The organism is Nonlabens ulvanivorans (genome assembly GCF_032922765.1).
GTDB lineage: Bacteria > Bacteroidota > Bacteroidia > Flavobacteriales > Flavobacteriaceae > Nonlabens > Nonlabens ulvanivorans.
This window is the reverse complement of sequence record NZ_CP136694.1, coordinates 3,037,453-3,058,400: the sequence shown is the minus strand read 5'-3', so window position 1 is coordinate 3,058,400 and position 20,948 is coordinate 3,037,453. Positions and strand designations below refer to the sequence as shown.

Here is a 20,948-nt window from a genome sequence, read left to right as displayed (position 1 = left end):
AAAGGTGGAAAGTTAAGAAATATCAGACTTACATGGCATTACTTAACGCAAATCGCTCATAGAAAATCCTGGGTGGTCTCTTTTAAATTTGAAATAACTGGTCCAAGCTCCTATCTTCTTACTACTCTCATATTCTTCTACCATAGATAGAGATGATTTTTTATAATAAAGAGCATACCCATGCTGGAGACCTTTTTTAAATTGCTTTTTAATAGTACGGTATCCTTTTTTATTATGACAGGTCCACCAATCTGTTTTCAGATCGTTGGTATAATGTCCTTCAGAACTAATTAAACCGGACTTATACTCGTGCCAATAACCCGTTTTTTGATTGTTAATATAGTGGCCTGAAAAGGATAGATGTTGTTGCTTATCATAAAATTTCCAATATCCATCTTTGGCACCATTCAACATCCAGCCTTCACTGACTAGGTTTCCGTTATTGTCAACTTGCTTTACATACTCTTTTTGCATAGGTACAAAAGGCAATAATGTACTGATGCACAGCATGACTGTTATTAAAAACTTCATCGATTAATTACTTTGGTTGCAGCAAAGTAATCTGTTCTACATCACAAAGTGTTCACAGAATCTTAAAAGGTTCTTCACGCGGGAATGATGTTATATGGAAAAGGAAATATTTACCAGTTGATAAAATAATGTGATTAAATACGCTTTCGCGAAAGCGTCATAAAACAAACTTTTCTATTCTCTATTTGGATCCTTACCACCAAATTTTGAGAATTTATAAGTGAAGCTAAGCATGAAATACTGGCGTAACACTAAGCTACTGGAATCTGAAATAAAATCTTGTGAAATGGTACGACGTGTGTCTATGACCTGATTTAAAATGTCATAAGCTTTAAGTTTTACGACAGCTTTATCTTTTGCAAACTTATATCCCAGACTACCTATAAGTACAAAGGAATCGTTATCAAACTCTTCTGTCACATTACCAAAGACATTATACTCGCCTCGCAATCCCATGATCAAACTCTTAGGCCAGAAAGTCGTTAAATCTATCGCGGCGGTATGGTTGGTAAAGCTTTGATCATCGATATTGTCTAGTGAAAACTTACTAGAATTAAAACTTATATTGTACTCTGTTTCTAACTCAAAAATATCATCAATACTATATTCAAAACTTACGTTAGGAGAAAGATTTACATTATTAGTTTCAAAAGAAACACCGTTAGTAAAACCTTTATTTAAAGACAGGTTTGCGTCTAATCCAAGTGACACATCAATAGAACGCTCGTCTTTTTTAAACTGCATGCTATAACCAGAGTACAAATAACCGTTATAAGTGCCATCTACATTTGTATAAGTGGTAGTCCTAACTAAATTATCATCAGTTGTTGTTGTGGCTGCGACTTGATTATTTGTGTATGTAAATCCTGCGCCAGAATAAATACCTTTTCCTTCTTCCCAGTTATAATTATTGAAATTCAAATAAATATTATGAGTATTAGTAGCCTCTAGATCTGGATTACCTTTTATAATGTTTTGAGGATTGGTACTATCTTCTACAGGTTGTAATTGATTAACACTAGGCACATTAATATTATTACTATAATTGAAATAAATCCTACCGAATTTACCAAACTGCTTACTTAAATATGCTCTGATGTAAGGATTAGAAAAAGAACGATCAAAAGAACTGTCTAGCGCAACATTGTCCGTATTTAAAGTTTGATATAAAAGTCCCGCCGTGATTTCCCATCTCGTTTTATCTTTGTTATATGATAACCCTACACTAGGTCTTTGTTGCGTATTATCAGTCTCAAAATCATTACTTAATGCATCATTAAAAATAGTAGCTTCTCCTGTGACCATATCTCTATCAAAGACATTACGACTTTGCTCTTGCCTATTTGCAGACACACGATAAGAAATATTTAGTCTATAATCATCACTCAAGGATTTGCGCCATGTAGGTGTTATAGAAAAGTTAGTTCCTTTACTTTCTTGATTAATGATTTGATTTTGAATCTCAGTTTCATCAATAACACCATTATCTGAAATGACGCGTTCAGAAAAGAAGTCATTTATAGATTCTGAATCATTGACATTTATTGTCGTAAAAAGAGATATGGAATTTCCTTTCTTCTTAAACCTGCGACTGAAGTACAAATTTGCACCAGCAGTGTAATTATCTGAATTTGAATTATTAGATGTTTCTATGTCAATTTCTTGACCAGTATCATCTTGAGTATTTGAGATACGATTACTCAGGCTATTATTAGAGCTTTGATTATAACTAGGTTCAATACTGATGGTGGTTAAAGTATCCAATTTTACTTCAACTCTCGTATTGATCCTATGAGAGTCTCCCATACTTCTACCTCTAGAAGAAGATGTTGTCATGAATTCTCGATCTGGCAAAAAAGTGGTCGTCCTATTATTGGTTTGTGTTTCTGTATCGTTATTCCCATAAAAGTAGCTACCAGTGAGTTCTACTTTTTCATCCCAATCATTTGCAAGACTTAATCCCGCTGATCTACTAGAAGTAATACCACCAGAACCACCGAAACTAATTCCGTTGATACCAAAACTTCCATTTGAATTACGTGAAATAGAGTATGCGCTGTTTCCCATGGCATCATAGATTTCATCAAAAGAAAAGCCTGGACTATTAATATTGTTACTACTACCTAAAACACTAACTCTAAAAGAGTCCTTAAAATAATTCACTATACCACTCATAGAGTATCGATCATCAGTACCGGCACCAGCGGTTAATCTTGAGAACCATCCTCTATTTTTATCCTCATCAATGGTGATGTTTATCTCACTCGCATTTGCATCTCCAGCCTCACCATTTGCTTTTTGTTCATCAGTTTTTGATTCTGTAACCTGTATTTTATCTATGATTTCTTTAGGCAAGTTCTTTAATGCTACTTGAGGATCATCACCAAAAAACTCTTTACCGTTCACTAAAATTTTAGTAACCTCTTTACCGTTTACCGTAATTTTACCATCCTTATCAATCTCTACACCTGGTAATTCTTTAATAACATCTTCTAGATTTGCATCTGCTTTTGTATTAAATGATTTGGCATTAAACTCTAATGTATCTTGTTTTACAGTTACGGGCGCTTTACGTGCATTAACCACAATTCCTTCTAGAAACTCAACATCATTAGATAAATTAATAGTCCCTAGATCAATGATTGTCCCATTTTCAAACGTGATTATCTTATTATATTCCTTATAACCTGTAAATGATGTAAAAAAGTTGAATTCTTTAACCGCAGTATTTCCTACTAGTTTAAAAAATCCATTCTCATCAGTAATGGAGTATGATATTAAAGTTGAGTCTGTCTTACTCTCTAGAAATACCGTGGCACTTTGTAATAATTCTTGATTTGTAGAATCCTTTACAATTCCTTTAATTTCAAACCTTTGTGCATGCACAAAAGCCATAGCAAGAATTGCTATTACGGTTAAAATCAGTCTTTTCATAGTTTAGTTAGCTAGTGGGATGAAATTACTTACATCTTAAAAGTCAAACGTTAATGTTATATCAAAATTGTAGACAAGCAGCTAGTTAAGAATCTTTAAAAATAAAAAGAGCCGGCAATGCCGGCTCTTTTTATATCAATATCTATAGTTTTCTTATTTCTTTCTCATGTATACACTTACAGGCACACCATTAAAGTCAAAATTCTTTCTCAATTGATTCTCAAGGTACCTTTTATAAGGATCTCTTACATATTGAGGTAAATTACAGAAAAATGCAAATTGAGGCTGTGGCGTCGGTAATTGAGTAACAAATTTTATTTTCACAAATTTACCTTTCAAAGATGGCGGCGGATAGTGTTCAATGATAGGTAACATCACCTCGTTAAGCTCACTAGTTTTAATACGTTTAGTTCTATTTTTAAAAACGTCAACAGCAGTTTCAATTGCTTTGAAAATACGTTGCTTATTTAAAACAGATATAAAGACAATAGGCACATCAGTAAAAGGCTCCATTTCTCTTCTTATTTGCGCTTCAAACTCCTTAGCAGTATTAGTTTCCTTGTCAACAAGATCCCACTTATTAACGAGAACGACAATACCTTTACGGTTGCGTTCTGCCAGCCAGAAAATGTTTTGTACCTGTCCATCAAATCCTCGAGTAGCGTCTAATATAAGTATACAAACATCAGCATGCTCAATAGCACGTACACTGCGCATGACACTATAAAACTCTAGATCTTCTTTTACTTTTTTCTTCCTTCTAATTCCCGCAGTATCTACGAGATTAAACTCAAAGCCAAAACGATTATACTTTGTATCAATAGAATCTCTGGTAGTACCAGCAATATCGGTAACAATGTACCTATCCTCGCCAATTAATGCATTTATAAAAGATGATTTACCTGCATTAGGTCTACCTACTACGGCAAATCGAGGTAAATCGCTATCCTCTCTAACTGGTGTGTCTGGTAACAACTCTACAATTTTATCTAGTAAATCTCCAGTACCACTACCACTGGTACTAGAAAGCGTAAAGAAATCTCCAAGACCCAAATTGTAAAATTCGACAGCGTTTGCCTCACGTTCTGGGTTATCAACTTTATTAACCGCTAGAACCACTGGCTTTTTAACCTTGCGTAATAAATTGGCGACATCCTCATCCATTCCAGTGATTCCGTCCTCAGCGTCGACCATAAAGAGTATAACATCTGCTTCATCAATAGCCAGTTCAACCTGGTGGTCAATCTCTGCCTCAAAAACGTCATCACTACCCAAGACGTATCCACCTGTATCTATTATAGAAAAATCCTTTCCATTCCAGTCACTTTTCCCATAATGACGATCTCTAGTGACACCACTTACCGCATCGGTAATGGCCTCACGACGTTGTATCAGTCTATTAAAAAGTGTAGACTTCCCTACGTTAGGTCGTCCTACTATTGCTACTATGCTCATGCTGTTTTATTTGCGGTTGCAAAGGTACGTTTTTGTTATGAGGTAGTGAATAGTAAAAGTGCAGGTTTTTATAACGCTTTCGCGAAAGCGTGTATGCAAAATTTATCAAGTAATTTAATTATTTCTTACGGTCGATAACATACTCTACCATAAGCTTTAGAGATGTTTTATACTCAGAATCAGGATAAGTATTTAAAATTTCCATTGCTTTATCACGGTAATCGTACATTGCTTTAACGGCATATTCTAAACCACCATTATTCTTTACAAAATCAATAACCTCTTTAACTCGCTTTTTATCTCTATTATGCTTTTTTACAGAATTGATCAACCACTTGCGATCTTTTTTACTTGCCACTTGCAAGGTATGGATAAGCGGCAATGTCATTTTTTGTTCTTTGATATCAATTCCCGTGGGCTTACCGATGCGTTCATTACCGTAATCAAAAAGATCATCTTTAATTTGAAAAGCGATTCCTATCATCTCACCAAATTCTCTCATCTTTTCAACATCTGGAGATCCTGGGGAAACGGCACATGCTCCTAGACTACAACAAGCCGCTATAAGTGTCGCAGTTTTTTTGCGTATAATGTCATAATATACATCTTCAGTGATATCTAATCTACGAGCTTTTTCTATTTGAAGTAATTCACCTTCACTCATCTCTCGTACAGCAACACTAATAATCTGCAGCAAGTCAAAATCGCCATTATCGATACTTAACAACAAGCCTTTAGATAATAAATAATCACCTACTAGGACTGCTATTTTATTTTTCCATAGTGCATTAACTGAAAAGAATCCACGTCTTTTGAGACTATCATCTACAACATCATCATGTACTAAGGTAGCTGTATGAATTAGCTCTATTACAGAAGCGCCTCTGTAGGTACGATCATTTACCTCTCCATCTCCTATCATTTTAGCAACTAGAAAAACAAACATAGGTCGCATTTGTTTCCCTTTGCGATTCACTATAAAATGAGTGATTCTATTGAGCAAGGCGATGCGAGATGCCATAGCTAACTGAAACTTTTTCTCAAAGAGTTCCATCTCGTGTGCAACGGGTGCTTTTATTTGCTCAACTATTTTCATGACTACAAATATACTTACCCTAGGACGAACCTTTTAAAGACTTTACCCTTTATGAAGGATGAAATTGTAATTTATCAAATATTTAACGTGGTCACTTTCACACTTGAACCGATTAAAACGCATTACATCTAAATTTTAAAGGAAATATAGAAAAAGACAATAATTGTTAAACAAATGACAAGTCGATTTTTTGAGATATGGCTATATTTAGCCGAAATAATTAAATTACTAGACATGAAAAAAATTACTTTAATCTTAATGGCATTAGTGTCATTTAATTTTGGATTTGCCCAATACCTTGAGGACTTCAATGGTGCAGGTGCAGCGTTCCCACCAGCAGGATGGGCTGTTTATGATGGTGCAAATGGACTTGGTACTACTGTGCAATGGGCACAAGCTGGAACTGACCCAGAATTCCGTGCTCAAAGTCTTTGGGAAGCTGTTACTGCCGGACAAACTGCAGAAGATTGGATTGTATCTCCATTAATACCTATTAATGCTACACAAAATGTTTTATTGTTTGATGCTACAGATTTGAATCAAGGTGATTTTGGATCTGAGCTTTCAATTAGAATTTCAACAACTTCTCAAACAGATACAACATCGTTTGTTGAGATAGATAATTTTACTGAAGCAGAATTAGGGAATAACGCAACTGCTGTATTTACTTCTTTCAACGTTAGTCTTGCTGCCTATTTAAACCAGAGTGTTTACATCGCTTTTGTGCACCTTCAAAATGATGGTGATGCAATTACTTTTGACAATGTTGAGGTAGTACAAGGTGCTGCAAATGCACCAGGACCGGCAACGACTCCAACACCTGCTGATATGGCTACTGGTGTAATCGTAGATACTAGTGATGCTGATGCTGACGGATCACCTGACAATTCAATTCTTTTTGCCTGGACTCCTGATAATAGTCTTGGCTCTGTTGCGCCAGATGAGTACGAAATTTTATTAGGAGATTCTCCTACAACGTTAGCTTCTTTAGGAACTGCTCCAGCAACAGTAACTCTGCCTATTTCAATCAATGGTTTCTTATATAATACAACCTATTACTGGCAAGTAATCCCTAAGAACACTGCAGGATCTGCTACGAATAACCCAGTATGGAGCTTTACAACTGAAGTAGGAAGTGTGAGCGCACCAGATGCAGTTACTACACCTACACCAGCTGATATGGCAACTAATGTTGTAATCGATACTGCTAATAATGACGCTGTTGCTTTTGCATGGACAGACGCTACTACAGGTGACGCACCAGAATCTTATGTTTTCTTATTAGGTGATAGCCCTACTACGTTGAATACATTAGGTACTACTGCTAATGCTTCAGTAAACATTACAGGTATGCTTACAGGAACTACATATTACTGGCAAGTACAACCTAGAAATGTAGGTGGAACGAATACTGCTGGACCAGTATGGCAATTCACTACTGAAGGTACTGCATCTGTAGATGATCAGATAGCGAACTTATTTACCTTGAGCCCTAACCCAGCAACAGATGTTTTAAACATCCAGATTGATGAGGTTATTACTAATGGTACAATTTACAATGGTCTAGGTCAAGTTATTTCTGAAAACGTTAAATCTAACAACAATCAAATTAACATCAACACATTAAGCGCTGGTCTTTACTTATTGAAATTAGATACTGATAACGGTTCTCAAACTGTACAATTTATCAAGAAGTAATTAATAGACTTCTTTTATAAACTTAAAACGGCCTTCAATTTGAAGGCCGTTTTTTTATATAATAAATTTAAAAAATCTTATTCCTTATTTGCCAGTTGCCCGCAAGCTGCGTCAATGTCTTTTCCTCTACTACGCCTTACATTTACAGTAAAACCATAACGATAGAGTTCTCGCTCATAAGCATCTACTGCTTGTTTTGAAGCTTGTTCAAAACGGGCGTCATCTATGGAATTGTATTCAATAATATTTACTTTACATGGTATTACCTTACAAAACTCTATTAAGGCATCGATATCTTCTTTAGTATCGTTAATACCTTTCCAAACAACATATTCATAGGTAACTCGGGTACCGGTTTTATCATACCAGTATCTTAAAGCATCTTTAATATCTTCTAGTGGAAATTGCTCATTAAAAGGCATGATTTTAACCCGTTTTTCATCAATTGCACTATGTAATGATAACGCTAGGTTGAATTTAGGCCTGTCGTCTGCCAGCTTTTTCATCATTTTAGGAATCCCACTAGTCGACAAAGTAATACGCTTAGGAGACATCCCTAGACCATCATCACCTGTGATTTTATCGATAGACTTAATGACGTTATTATAATTCATTAACGGCTCACCCATTCCCATAAAGACGATGTTTGAAAGTGGTCTATTATGATAATTTCTACTTTGTTGATCTATGGCAACGACTTGATCATATATCTCATCAGGATTCAAATTACGCATGCGTTTTAAACGCGCCGTAGCACAAAACTCACAATTCAAACTACATCCTACTTGAGAAGAAACACAAGCTGTTGTTCTAGTAGGTGTAGGTATCATTACAGATTCTACTGTTAGACCATCATGTAATTTTACTGCGTTTTTAATAGTGCCATCTTTACTGCGCTGCATGTAATCTACTCTTATGTGATTTATCACAAAATGCTCTTGAAGAAATGCTCTTGTTTCTTTAGAAAGATTAGTCATGTCCTCAAAGTGATGCGCTCCTTTTTTCCATAACCATTCATACACCTGATTACCTCTAAAAGCCTGTTGACCTTGATCTACAAAATACTCTCTCAATTCATCTTGAGTATATGATCTAATATCTTTCTTAGTTTCTTTCAATGGAACTTTTTATAAATAAAATGCGCTGCAAAATTAGACAATCTTGCAGCGCGTTTTGAAGTTGTTGAGTTAAAAAATTACTCTTTGATTAATTTTGCTGTTGCCTTACCATTAATAGTTTGCACATTGATAAAATAGATACCATTTGATACAGCGCTAAGATCAACACTGTTATTATTATCTGTAAATTCTCCTGTAGCAATTACTTTTCCAGATAGGTCATATACTTGATAAGAAGCTTCTTGATCTAAATCAAAATTAAAAATATCTTTAGACGGATTAGGGAATACACTAAAGTTAAGCACTTGATTCTCTGTTGTACTTAAGGTAGAGTAATAATCACCATCATATGATGCTGCTCCAGTATTATCTGGATCTAACCAATCTCTTAATTGTGTCGCTGCAGTTCCTCCTGTATTCCAACTTACATTAAATCTACCATAAAAGTCTGGTGCGCCATTGTCATTTGTACCAGAACAAGCTGCACTTCCACCCAGTAATTGTCCTATAATTTGACCTTGTGGATTTAATAGACAACTACCTGAAGAACCACCTTCAGTAACACCATAATCCCAATCTGCTATATTCCAACAAGAAATTCCAGAAACAGTAACAAAAGTGGCGCTTTGATCATTTCTTGCTAATTTCATAATATCACCACTAGGATGATGAATACTCAATTGAGAAGTCACGCCAGATGTTGCTCTAGACCATCCTGCATAATACAAATCCCATGACGCAGGTGGAGTCGTATTTAATTCAAAAAGCGCCACGTCACTAGCACCTCTATTTGCTCTCAACGTTGCTCCAGATACAACTCTAGATGGGTTTTGAGTACCTACTGTATTTGAATTTGTTGCACAATCTGGTGTATTGGTATACCAATCAAAGCCGAAACTCCAACCAGTTGCAGAATATGATGTTCCTGCACCATCACCAGTATTACCTAAACAATGATCTGCCGTCAAAAAATATGGCGTTCCATCTTCTCTAACATTATTAACTAAGGTACCAGTACAAAGTCCTGCACCGTTGATAATAATTCTAGCTACCGCATGTCTGTAATTATCTCTTATTGTCGACCAATCCTGACCATTTGTAGAACCTTGATTAGGATCACACATCACATCAACATTACATGCTGCAGATTCATTCAGTTTTAAGAAGCTCTCTTCAGTCTCTCCAAAACCTCTATAGCCATGTACTACTTCATTAATAGAAATACGCCCTAAACCTCTTACAGAAGCTGGCTCATAATATTCAATCCATACGTTATCTCCATAAACAACCCATGTTCCTAATATTCCATCTTCTTGATTTTCATTAATTGTATAAGGTCCTATTTTGTCAGTATGATCATCACTGTAAATAAACATTTCTGCGCCTTCAGGAAGATTATATCTATCCATCATAAAATTCATAGTGCGAGCACCTGTAGACACCACATTCAACCTCCATAGACGATCTCCATTTTCTAACTCAGTCCACTGACCAGAATTAAATAAATCCATTGCTACAGAGAATTTTTTACCAAAACGATAAGGCTTTTTTATAACTTGAGTTGCCTCAATTTCATCTTCGGCAATCATGGACTGCAAGTCAAAAGACGGCATAATTTCAGCTGCTGGCTGGGTTTTTAAATTAAATGCCCAACTAGGCGGTGTTGTTTGATTAGATACTTGAGCATTTAAATTAAAAGCTACAGTACAAATTAATAACGTTAGTAATATTTTTTTCATCACTGATTTTTAGGGAGTTTAATAAGTTGCAATATACGAGATTAGCACAAAAAAACCGCTTAGAAAAGCTCTAAGCGGTTCGTTGTAAGATTAATTGTATATTATTTAGTCAACTATCAACATTGCATCTCCATAAGTAGAGAATTTATATTCTTCTTTAATAGCTACATCGTAAGCTTTTTTCAATAAATCATAACCTGCAAAAGCTGCTGCTTGCATCATCAAAGTGGATTTAGGATGATGAAAATTGGTGATCATAGCATTTGCAATACTAAAATCATAAGGCGGGAAAATAAATTTATTAGTCCAACCATCAAAAGTATTTAAATGACCATCACTACTTACGGCGCTTTCTAGAGTACGCATGGTGGTTGTTCCTACCGCACATACATTCTTTCTATTATCTATAGCTTTATTTACTATAGCACGTGTTTCTTCAGTAATTTCAGCCTGCTCACTATCCATTTTGTGTTTAGATAAATCCTCTACTTCCACCGGAGCAAAAGTTCCTAAACCTATATGCATAGTTACCGCAGTTCTATGAATACCTTTAATTTCTAAACGTTTTAATAAATGCTTTGAAAAGTGTAAACCTGCAACAGGTGCTGCAACAGCGCCTTCATTAGTTGCATAGATAGTCTGGTAACGTTCTTCATCTTCTTCCTCAACCTCGCGACCTAGTTCTCTAGGAAGTGGAGTTTCTCCAAGATCTTTCAATTTCTGACGGAACTCTTCATAACTACCATCAAATAAAAACCTCAAAGTTCTTCCTCTTGAAGTTGTATTATCAATCACCTCTGCTACTAGGCTTTCATCTTCACCAAAGTAAAGTTTATTTCCTATTCTTATTTTTCTAGCTGGATCTACTAGAACGTCCCACAACTTTGTAGTAGGGTTTAATTCTCTTAAAAGAAAAACCTCGATACGTGCACCTGTTTTTTCTTTATTACCATAAAGTCTGGCAGGAAACACACGTGTATTATTAGTTACAAAAACATCGTCTTCTTCAAAATAATCAAGTACATCTTTGAACATTTTGTGTTCAATTTCACCCGTTTTTTTATGGAGTACCATAAGTCGCGACTCATCTCTATTTTCTGCAGGATGTTGCGCAATCAAATTTTCTGGTAGTTTGTAACCGAATTGAGATAGCTTCATGTATTCATTTTATATTGAGATAACAAATATACGATTGTGGAATAGGCGTTGTCAAGTAAATCGACACTTAAATTTCTGTGATGTTGACATTTACCTGTTTTAAATCGTTCCAAAACTGCGGATAGCTTTTTGCAACCACACCTGCATCTTTAATTAACAATGAAGTCCGACAGGCAACTGGCGCAAATGCCATAGCCATTCTATGGTCATCAAAAGTATCGATTACTACAGGCTCGGCATGTTGTTCTAGAGGTATACAGGTTAATGTTATAGTATCTTGTGTTGTTTTTATTACGCTTTCGCGAAAGCGATATCCCACATCTTTTAAGGCTGCTATACGATCTGTTTCTTTTATGCGTAAGGTATGAAGTCCAGTAAGGTGAGCGTCAACACCTAATGCTAAACAGGTGGCAAATATAGTTTGTGCTTGATCTGGCTCATTCACCAGATTAATCACGATGCGTTGCGCTACCTTTTCAGACCTCTTAGTTAATATGAGTTGATTATTGTCAAAGCTAGTTTGAACTCCAAATTCCTCGTAATACTCGCTTAACTTACTATCACCTTGGACTGACTCTTTAAAGTAATGTTGTAAAGTTAATTGATAACCTATGTCCTGTAAAGCTACCCAACTGTACCAATATCCAGCACTACTCCAGTCGCTCTCTACTGTTAGTGATCTATTAATTATCGTGTCTAGAGGTTTAATTTGGATAACTTCTGATGTTGTCTGAATATCCTTTTCAGAATCAACATCCTGTTTTGACCAGTTTACAGTCACGCCTATAGATTGTAAGTGACGTACCGTCATTTGTATGTATGGCCTTGAGGTTAACTTACCTATTAACTCAATTTTTAATCCATTTTCTAGCGATGGCGCTATGAGCATTAAAGCAGTTATATACTGACTAGATACACTGGCATCTAACTTAACGGTTGCACCATTAATATGTCCACCGTCAATTTTTAGTGGTGGATAACCTTCTTGGTTTAGGTATTCGATTTTTGCACCTATAGACCTTAAAGCATCTACTAATACGGCTATAGGTCGTTGCTGCATGCGCTGGCTTCCAGTTATGGTGATCAGACCTTTTTTACTTGCGTAGTATGCCGTAAGAAAACGCATTGCTGTACCAGCATGGCCTATGTCGACATGATTTTTTTGAGACATTAATGCCTCTTGCATATGCACGGTATCATCACTATTAGAAAGATTGACAATTTCTAATTCGGGATATAGGGCTTTGAGAATAAGTAAACGATTACTTTCACTTTTTGAGCCTGTTATGGTAAAGACAACCTCTTTACTTAACGAGTTTAGTGGCTTTTCTAATAATAAATCCATGACTAGCCTTTGAGCTTATCATTATTGTGATGCCTGTCATGATCACGCTCTGTTTTAATTTGCAGTTTTTTTGCAAAAGCGGTTTCGAGATCAGTTCCTGTTTGATTTGCTAGACATAGCACTACAAACATAACGTCGGCGAGTTCTTCTCCTAGATCTTTGTTTTTATCGCTTTCTTTCTCGCTTTGCTCTCCATATCTTCTTGCGATAATACGAGCAACTTCACCTACTTCTTCGGTAAGTTGTGCCATGTTAGTAAGCTCGTTAAAATAACGCACTCCATGATTTTTGATCCAGTTGTCAACTTGCTGTTGTGATTGTTTTAAAGACATATTTATTATTAATTAAACTACTCCTTTTTCTTACTATCCATTACAATAGTAACAGGTCCGTCATTTACGAGAGCTACTTGCATATCTGCACCAAAGATTCCTGTTGGGATTGTTTTATCCAGCTTTCGCGAAAGCGTGCTCACAAAACTTTCATATAATGGTATAGCTACCTCTGGTCTAGCGGCATTAATAAAACTAGGCCTATTTCCTTTTTTTGTACTGGCATAAAGTGTGAACTGAGAAATCACCAATGCGTTTCCACCTATACCACTGATGTTTAAATTCATTTTACCGTCTGAATCTGAAAAAATGCGCATTCCAGCAATTTTATTTACAAGCCAATCGATGTCTTCTTGAGTGTCTTCTACAGTAATACCAAGTAAAATAAGTAGCCCATGATCTATGGCTCCATGGACTAGACCATCTATAGTAACACTTGCTTCACTGACCCGTTGCAAAACTACTCTCATGGTGTGGTATATTTATCTGCACGATAATTATCCTCATCTCCATTAACAATTTGCACATAGCTCTCATAACGACTCAAATAGATTTCTCCTGTCTCGACAGCTTCTTTAACAGCACATTTAGGTTCTTCAAGGTGTAAGCAATTATGAAACTTACAGCTCTGACTAAGTTCAAAAATCTCTGGGAAATAACCGCCTATTTCTTCTTTCTCTAAATCTACAACACCGAAACCTTTAATACCTGGTGTATCAATAATGCGAGCATTAAAATCGAGATCAAACATTTCTGCAAATGTAGTTGTGTGCTGTCCTTGTTTATGCTGTAAGCTTATAGCTTTAGTTTTTAATTCTAGTCCTGGCTGGATTGCATTTGCAGTAGTACTTTTACCAGCACCACTATGGCCAGCAAACATGCTGGTTTTACCCAGCATCTTCTCTTTTACTAAATCTATATTTTTACCTGTTGCTGCACTTATCGCAATGCATTCATAATCAACAGATTTATATAACTGCATTAAAATACGCACCTGATCCAGCTCGGTCATCGTTAGCATTTCTTCACCAGTTTCTGGATCTAACACCACTTCATCTTGATCATCGTTATAAGTATCTACTTTATTAAAAAGTATAATAACTGGAATTTGATAAGCTGCCGCACTTACTAAAAAACGATCTATAAATGAGGTAAATGTAGGTGGATTATTTAAAGTGACTATCAAAAAAACCTGATCCACATTTGCTGCGATAATATGGGTTTGTTTAGATAGGTTTACAGATTTGCGCACGATATAATTATCACGTTCTTCAATCTCATTAATAATTCCTATTTCTTCATCTCCTTTTTTCTCGATTTCAAATTCTACTCGGTCACCTACAGCCACAGGATTAGTACTCTTAATTCCTTGTAGTCTAAATTTACCTTTTATACGACATGAATACATCGCACCATCAGTACCTTTTACTTCATACCAGCTTCCTGTTGATCTATAGACGGTTCCTTTCATTTAAACTAATTGCTTTATTTCTAGAAGTCAAAATTAGGTTAATTATATATAGTGCTGCCAGAACATAAAATCTTTACCGCAATTATTTATTAATTACTTTCTCTTGATGGTTGATAGATTCTTGATGAACCGCTTTAAAAACTCTAAGAATAAATTCTTCACTTAAACCTTGTTCTTCACCAGCAAGAATCATTTTACCTAAAATCTCGTTCCATCTTTTAGATTGAAGAACTGCTACATTACGCTCTTTTTTTAAGGCTCCGATCGCATCAGCTGTTTTCATTCTTTTACCCAAAGTCTCAATAATATTGCTATCTATTACATCGATCTGCGCTCTTAAAACACCTAGTTTAGATTGATATCCTACCTCATCATCTTGTTCTTTTCTAATGCGTAAGTCTTGAAAAATTTGCAACAATGTTTCTGGAGTTACTTGCTGTGCCGCATCGCTCCATGCATTATCAGGATCATAATGTGTTTCAATCATCAATCCATCATAATTAAGATCTAGTGCGGTTTGTGATACTTCAAAAATCATATCTCTCTTACCAGTAATATGGGATGGATCGCATATCAATGGAATATCTGGGAAACGTGTTTGAAAATCTACCGCAATTTGCCATTCAGGTATATTACGATATTTTGATTTTTCATAAGTAGAAAAACCTCTATGAATTACTCCTAGGTTTTTAATATTAGCTGTATGAAATCGCTCAACCGCACCTATCCATAAAGCTAAATCTGGATTTACAGGATTTTTTACTAGCACCACTTTATCTGTTCCCTCTAAAGCATCTGCTATTTCTTGTACTATAAATGGACTTACTGTAGATCTTGCACCTATCCATAAAAGATCTATATCATGTTCTAGCGCCAGTTCTACGTGGGCTCTATTAGCAACCTCTGTAGCAGTTAGCAAACCAGTTTCTGCTTTTGCTTTTTGCAACCATTTTAATCCTATCGCTCCTACACCTTCAAAGTTTCCTGGTCGCGTTCTAGGTTTCCAGATACCTGCACGTAAATATGTTACGTCGCTGTCTTTAAGTTCATGTGCAATTCTTAATACCTGATCTTCAGTTTCTGCACTACAAGGTCCAGCAATCACTATAGGGTGCTCTAGGTTGTGATTATCTAACCAAGTTCTAAATTCCTTTTTATTTTCCATTTTCAATTCCTTTCAATATCGTTTTTATTCTATTTGTTTCTTCCATATCTTGAAATATGGATTGGTGATCGTTATTTTTTACGCTTTCGCGAAAGCGAGATAAATTCTCAATATATCCATCTAGACTAGCTAGTACATTTTCCTTATTCTGTGCAAATATGGGTGTCCACATGGCTGGAGAACTTTTTGCTAATCGTACGGTGCTTTCAAAACCACTGCCCGCGAGGTCAAATATATCACGCTCGTTTTCTTCTTCTTGAATGACCGTTTTACCTAACATAAAGCTAGAGATATGAGACAAATGTGACACATAAGCAATATGTTTATCATGTGCCGCAGGCGTCATGTATCGCACTCTCATTTCCAGTTTCTCAAACAACTCATTTGCCAATTCTTGCAATTTAAAGGTGGTTTTCTCTACCTCACATATAATTAGCGTTTTTTTGACAAATAAATTTGAGATGGCAGCATCTGGTCCAGAAAATTCAGTTCCCGCAATAGGATGTGCCGCAAGAAACTGCCTCCTGTTTTTATGATTTTCGACACTTTTACATATTGCTTCTTTGGTAGAACCTACATCTATAATTAGTGCATGTTCATTTACTAAGTCAAGCACTTGAGGTAAAACTTTTATGGTTGCATCTACGGGAATTGAAATGATAACCAAATCTGCATTTTTCAACTCTTGAAATTGTGCCACTTCATCTATAATACCATTTTGCTTTGCTTTTTCTACATGAGCATCATTGTGGTCAATACCATAATAAATAGCCTGCGGATAATGAACACGCAAATCTTTAAGTATAGATCCACCTATCAATCCAGTACCTATTAAATATACTTTTTTCATGCCTCGACTTTTTTAGTAACTCTGTGAATCATTTCTTGTATTTTATCTTCATTTACACAAAGTGAAAATCGCACATAACCTTCTCCATTCTTTCCAAAAATGCTTCCTGGTGCGATAAAAATATGGCTCTCATGTAGCAATTGATCTACAAAAGCTTTGTCATCTGTCATTCCATTTGGCAACTTGCACCAAACGAATAAACCACCATTTTGTTCTTGAGGTTGTATCTCTAATTTTTCAGCTAGCTGTATGGTTAAATCTCTTCTAATTTTATAGATTCTATTTTGATTTTCTATCCATACATCACCAGTTTTTAATGCTGCAATGGCACCTTTCTGAACACCGTAGAACATACCACTATCCATATTAGTTTTTACTTTAAGAACTTCTTTAAGTAAAGTACTTTTCCCAGTAAGCATTCCTACTCTCCATCCAGGCATATTAAATGTTTTGCTAATGGAGTTTAACTCTAGAACTACATCTTTTGAATGAGCTACTTGATGAACACTTATTTTATCTTCATAACCTACACAACTATAAGGGTTATCATTTACAAGCAAAATCTCATGCTTTTTTGCAAAATGGACTAGTTTTTCAAACAACTCTTTTGAACCTGCAACGCTAGTAGGCATATGTGGATAATTGATCCACATAATTTTTACTTTACTTAAATCAAATTGTTCTAATTCTTCTAAATCAGGTAACCAATGATTCTCTTCTTTCAGAGCATATGTAACGGGCATAGCCTCACATAATCTAGTAGCGCTAGCATAAGTTAGATATCCAGGATCTGGAATTAAAACCGCATCTCCAGGATTGAGAAAAGCCATAGAAATATGTAAAATACCTTCTTTACTTCCCATCAACGGTATAATCTCCGATTCTGCATCTAGAGAAACACTATAACGCGTTTTATAGAACTGCGACATAGCTTCTCGCAGTTCTGGCAATCCTAAATAACTCTGGTAACCATGTGCTTTAGGATCCTGTAACGCAGCCGTTATTGCAGGTATAACCTGCTCAGGAGGAAGTAAATCTGGATTACCTATTCCTGCATTAATGATAGGTTTTCCTTCTTCTAATAAAGATCTTACCTCACGCAGCTTAGTCGCAAAGTAATATTCTTGAACGCTATCAAGTCTCGTGGCTGCTTTTATCATAACGTGTGTGATTTATAAATTCCTAGGATTTTTAAAGATTCTACAAGAATGCCTATTTCTAATTGTGCTTCTTTAAATAACTGCAGATTTTTAAACTCAAGATCTGCAACAAAAGAGAATAGAAATGGCTTCTCAATGATCGGAATAGATTGAATTTTTGTAACATTCATATCTAGATCTCCTAATTTGGTTAATATTTTTGCGAGACTACCAGGCTCATGATTAGCGGTAAAATTGATCGTCGCTTTATTAGCTTGTTCATCAATGATACTTTCCCTATTTACTACCACAAACCTAGTCGCATTATTCCTTACTTCTTGAATATCTTTTGCAACCACATCTAGTTCATAAAAAGCAGCCGCTTGTGAAGATGCTATAGCAGCAATTCCCATTTTGCTATCCCTTGCAATTCTTTGTGCGGCAGCTGCGGTATCATCAGTCTCAACCAACTTAATGTGAGGATGCTTTCTGAAAAAAGATTGACATTGTAGTAAAGCCATAGGATGTGACTGCACCTCAAAAATATCTTCAAAAACCTGACCTTTCTGAGCCATTAATTGGTGTTCTATATTTAAATAATACTCTGCTGTGATGCTTAGATCTTGTTCCTTTATTAAATTATAATTAGGCAAGATGCTTCCTGCTATAGAGTTACCTATTGCCATAACACCAGTTTGAACGTGACCAGTAGAAACAGCATTGGCCAGCTGATCAAATGTGGAACATTCTAATAGCTCAACATTCCCATATAAAATAGACGCCACCTGATGATGATAAGAACCTTGAATTCCTTGTATTGCTACTTTCATTTTATTGTAAAAAAAAAGTCTTGATTAAATCAAGACTTTATTGTTAGTATATTTTAAATTTTCACAATACAGCCTTGTCTTCTATAAAATAGAAGTAAAATCCGTACCAGAAATAAGTTTTTGTGTTCATAATAGATGGCTAAAGTAAAATAGAATTTTTTAAAACAGGAGTTTTTAAAAAAAAATTATATAATTATTTAAAATCTGACGTTATTATTAGGAATAAAATCAGAATTCATTTGTGATATTTATAAGTGAGCTAGAGATTTTTATAAATATGCTTTCGCGAAAGCGTGTTAAAACACCAGACCTAATCTTCTCATTTCTTATCTTTACCTGATGTCTATAGAAGTTCAAAACATATCAAAAAATTACGGTAGCCAAAAGGCGCTCGATAAAATCAGTTTTTCTATTAAAAGCGGAGAAATTGTAGGTTTCCTAGGTCCTAATGGTGCCGGAAAATCCACCATGATGCGTATTTTAACGACTTACTTAAATCCTAATGAAGGTAGTGCTACCGTTAATGGTCACGATATCTTAACGACACAAAAAGAAGTGCAAGAATCTATAGGTTATTTGCCTGAGAGTAATCCGTTATATCCTGAAATGTATGTGCGTGAATATTTAGATTTTAGTGCTGGAGTATACAAATTAAAAAATGCCGCAAATCGTATTACTCAAGTTATAGAAGAAACTGGACTGACTTCTCACGTAGGTAAAAAAATAAGTCAACTATCCAAAGGATACAAACAACGTGTAGGTCTTGCAAATGCGCTATTACATCAACCTAAAGTACTGATCCTAGATGAACCTACTACTGGATTAGATCCTAATCAACTGGTTGAAATACGTCAACTTATTAAAAAAGTAGGTGCGCATACGACCATATTATTATCCACACACATCATGCAAGAAGTAGAAGCGATGTGCGATCGTGTGATTATTATCAATAAAGGTAAAATTGTTGCCGACGATTATTTGAAGAACCTTAAAAGTGATGCCGCTCAAGTCATTGAGGTGGAGTTTGACTATAAAGTAGAACCAGAGTTATTGAATCGCATTACTAAAGTAAGAGAAGTAACTGATCTTGTCAAAGAACCTGGTTTCACATATTCTTTAAGATTTGAGACACAAGAGGATATGCGTAGTGCTGTTTTTGATTTTGCACATGATAATGAGTTAAAAATCTTATCGCTTAATAAAAAAAATAAAAATCTTGAGACGATGTTTCAGGAGTTGACTGGTGAGTAGAAATTCTCATCTTTGCACATGCAAAAACCGCAACGTCTTTATTACCTCATTAAATTACAGTATCTAGGATTCCGTTTTCATGGATGGCAAAAACAGCCTGACGTTCCTACCGTGGAAAAAATGGTAAAACGCACCTTGCGATTTGTGCTAGACCATCCTAATTTTAAAGTCCTTGCCGCTGGTAGAACTGATGCTCGTGTGTCTGTAAATGAAACCATTATTGAGTTATTTCTGGATGATGAAGCATTAAATCTAGATACCTTTCTAGCAGAATTTAATTTGAACTTGCCAAGCGATATTAGAGCACTAGCGATAGAAGAAACTAACGCACAGTTTAATGTCATTCAACATCCTAAAGAGAAGGAATATATTTATTTGTTTTCCCATGGTGAAAAATTCCATCCCTTTTGCGCATCCTTAATGGTGTACATGAAAACAGAACTGGATATTGAATTGATGAAAACCGCTGCAAGATTATTTGAAGGAACACATAACTTCTGGTCTTATACATATAAACCATCCGACACCACCGATACAGTAAGTACTGTGAACAGTTGTCTTATCGAAGAAAACACCTTGTTTACAGCTAATTTTTTTCCAGAAAAAAGTTATGCTTTTAGAGTAACCGGAATGGGTTTTAAGAGACATCAAGTACGTTTAATGATGGGAGCTTTATTTGATCTGGGAATGCATAAAATTACACTTGGCGATTTTAAAGAAACACTGGATGGTAGTAAAAAGATACATTTATCTCATATCGCACCTGCGAGCGGATTAATGTTGTACCGTATGGAGTTAAGCAAAAGTGAATCGTGATATTTTAGTGAAGGTTTACA

At 35.5% G+C, this 20,948-nt stretch carries 18 protein-coding genes; 3 read left to right on the top strand and 15 right to left on the bottom strand.

What is annotated here, in order from left to right; translation table 11 throughout:
• Positions 1-42: 42 nt before the first annotated feature.
• From R1T42_RS13770 to R1T42_RS13755, 4 genes are all read right to left on the bottom strand, one after another.
• Positions 43-531 (bottom strand): toxin-antitoxin system YwqK family antitoxin, encoded by a 489-nt coding sequence (locus tag R1T42_RS13770; RefSeq protein WP_317290731.1) that lies wholly within the window; start codon positions 529-531, stop codon positions 43-45.
• A 174-nt stretch (positions 532-705) separates the two neighbouring features.
• Positions 706-3,465 carry an outer membrane beta-barrel protein gene (locus R1T42_RS13765; protein WP_317290730.1) on the bottom strand — a complete coding sequence of 920 codons (2,760 nt, stop codon included), beginning with the start codon at positions 3,463-3,465 and terminating at the stop codon, positions 706-708.
• A 153-nt stretch (positions 3,466-3,618) separates the two neighbouring features.
• Positions 3,619-4,920 carry a ribosome biogenesis GTPase Der gene (gene der, locus R1T42_RS13760; protein WP_317290729.1) on the bottom strand — a complete coding sequence of 434 codons (1,302 nt, stop codon included), beginning with the start codon at positions 4,918-4,920 and terminating at the stop codon, positions 3,619-3,621.
• 118 nt (positions 4,921-5,038) lie between these two features.
• A complete protein-coding gene (locus R1T42_RS13755) occupies positions 5,039-6,016 on the bottom strand; it encodes a polyprenyl synthetase family protein (RefSeq protein WP_317290728.1) in 978 nt (325 codons plus the stop codon).
• A gap of 234 nt (positions 6,017-6,250) precedes the next feature.
• On the opposite strand from R1T42_RS13755, the gene R1T42_RS13750 reads away from it, so the two are divergent.
• Positions 6,251-7,714 carry a T9SS-dependent choice-of-anchor J family protein gene (locus tag R1T42_RS13750; protein WP_317290727.1) on the top strand — a complete coding sequence of 488 codons (1,464 nt, stop codon included), beginning with the start codon at positions 6,251-6,253 and terminating at the stop codon, positions 7,712-7,714.
• 77 nt (positions 7,715-7,791) lie between these two features.
• Here R1T42_RS13750 and rlmN read toward each other — a convergent pair whose 3' ends face one another.
• The 11 genes from rlmN to R1T42_RS13695 form a co-directional block, all read right to left on the bottom strand.
• Positions 7,792-8,832 (bottom strand): 23S rRNA (adenine(2503)-C(2))-methyltransferase RlmN, encoded by a 1,041-nt coding sequence (gene rlmN, locus R1T42_RS13745; protein ID WP_317290726.1) that lies wholly within the window; start codon positions 8,830-8,832, stop codon positions 7,792-7,794.
• Positions 8,833-8,909: 77 nt separating this feature from the next.
• The gene (locus R1T42_RS13740; protein WP_317290725.1) at positions 8,910-10,571 is read right to left on the bottom strand and encodes a T9SS type A sorting domain-containing protein; all 1,662 of its coding nucleotides are present in this window, start codon (positions 10,569-10,571) and stop codon (positions 8,910-8,912) included.
• Between the two features lie 105 nt (positions 10,572-10,676).
• Positions 10,677-11,729, bottom strand: a complete 1,053-nt coding sequence (queA, locus tag R1T42_RS13735; protein WP_042269595.1) for a tRNA preQ1(34) S-adenosylmethionine ribosyltransferase-isomerase QueA — start codon at positions 11,727-11,729, stop codon at positions 10,677-10,679.
• Between the two features lie 67 nt (positions 11,730-11,796).
• The gene (locus tag R1T42_RS13730) at positions 11,797-13,074 is read right to left on the bottom strand and encodes a 3-phosphoshikimate 1-carboxyvinyltransferase (RefSeq protein WP_317290724.1); all 1,278 of its coding nucleotides are present in this window, start codon (positions 13,072-13,074) and stop codon (positions 11,797-11,799) included.
• Positions 13,075-13,076: 2 nt separating this feature from the next.
• Positions 13,077-13,406, bottom strand: a complete 330-nt coding sequence (locus R1T42_RS13725; protein ID WP_042245744.1) for a nucleotide pyrophosphohydrolase — start codon at positions 13,404-13,406, stop codon at positions 13,077-13,079.
• A 17-nt stretch (positions 13,407-13,423) separates the two neighbouring features.
• Positions 13,424-13,876, bottom strand: a complete 453-nt coding sequence (dtd, locus tag R1T42_RS13720; protein ID WP_317290723.1) for a D-aminoacyl-tRNA deacylase — start codon at positions 13,874-13,876, stop codon at positions 13,424-13,426.
• A complete protein-coding gene (rsgA, locus tag R1T42_RS13715; protein WP_317290722.1) occupies positions 13,873-14,877 on the bottom strand; it encodes a ribosome small subunit-dependent GTPase A in 1,005 nt (334 codons plus the stop codon). The genes dtd and rsgA overlap by 4 nt, the downstream gene beginning before the upstream one ends.
• 82 nt (positions 14,878-14,959) lie before the next feature.
• Positions 14,960-16,042: a bifunctional 3-deoxy-7-phosphoheptulonate synthase/chorismate mutase type II gene (locus R1T42_RS13710; protein ID WP_042245738.1), complete on the bottom strand. Its 1,083-nt coding sequence runs from the start codon at positions 16,040-16,042 to the stop codon at positions 14,960-14,962.
• Complete coding sequence (locus R1T42_RS13705; protein ID WP_317290721.1) at positions 16,032-16,892, bottom strand: prephenate dehydrogenase; 861 nt, start codon at positions 16,890-16,892, stop codon at positions 16,032-16,034. The genes R1T42_RS13710 and R1T42_RS13705 overlap by 11 nt, the downstream gene beginning before the upstream one ends.
• On the bottom strand, positions 16,889-18,052 hold the full coding sequence (locus tag R1T42_RS13700) for a pyridoxal phosphate-dependent aminotransferase (RefSeq protein ID WP_317290720.1): 1,164 nt from the start codon (positions 18,050-18,052) through the stop codon (positions 16,889-16,891). Before R1T42_RS13700 ends, R1T42_RS13705 begins: the two co-directional genes overlap by 4 nt.
• Positions 18,049-18,861: a prephenate dehydratase gene (locus R1T42_RS13695; protein ID WP_317290719.1), complete on the bottom strand. Its 813-nt coding sequence runs from the start codon at positions 18,859-18,861 to the stop codon at positions 18,049-18,051. The genes R1T42_RS13700 and R1T42_RS13695 overlap by 4 nt, the downstream gene beginning before the upstream one ends.
• 339 nt (positions 18,862-19,200) lie before the next feature.
• Between R1T42_RS13695 and gldA the strand changes: the two genes are divergently transcribed.
• Positions 19,201-20,112, top strand: a complete 912-nt coding sequence (gene gldA, locus R1T42_RS13690) for a gliding motility-associated ABC transporter ATP-binding subunit GldA (protein ID WP_317290718.1) — start codon at positions 19,201-19,203, stop codon at positions 20,110-20,112.
• Between the two features lie 18 nt (positions 20,113-20,130).
• Positions 20,131-20,928: a tRNA pseudouridine synthase A gene (locus R1T42_RS13685; protein ID WP_317290717.1), complete on the top strand. Its 798-nt coding sequence runs from the start codon at positions 20,131-20,133 to the stop codon at positions 20,926-20,928.
• Positions 20,929-20,948: the final 20 nt, after the last annotated feature.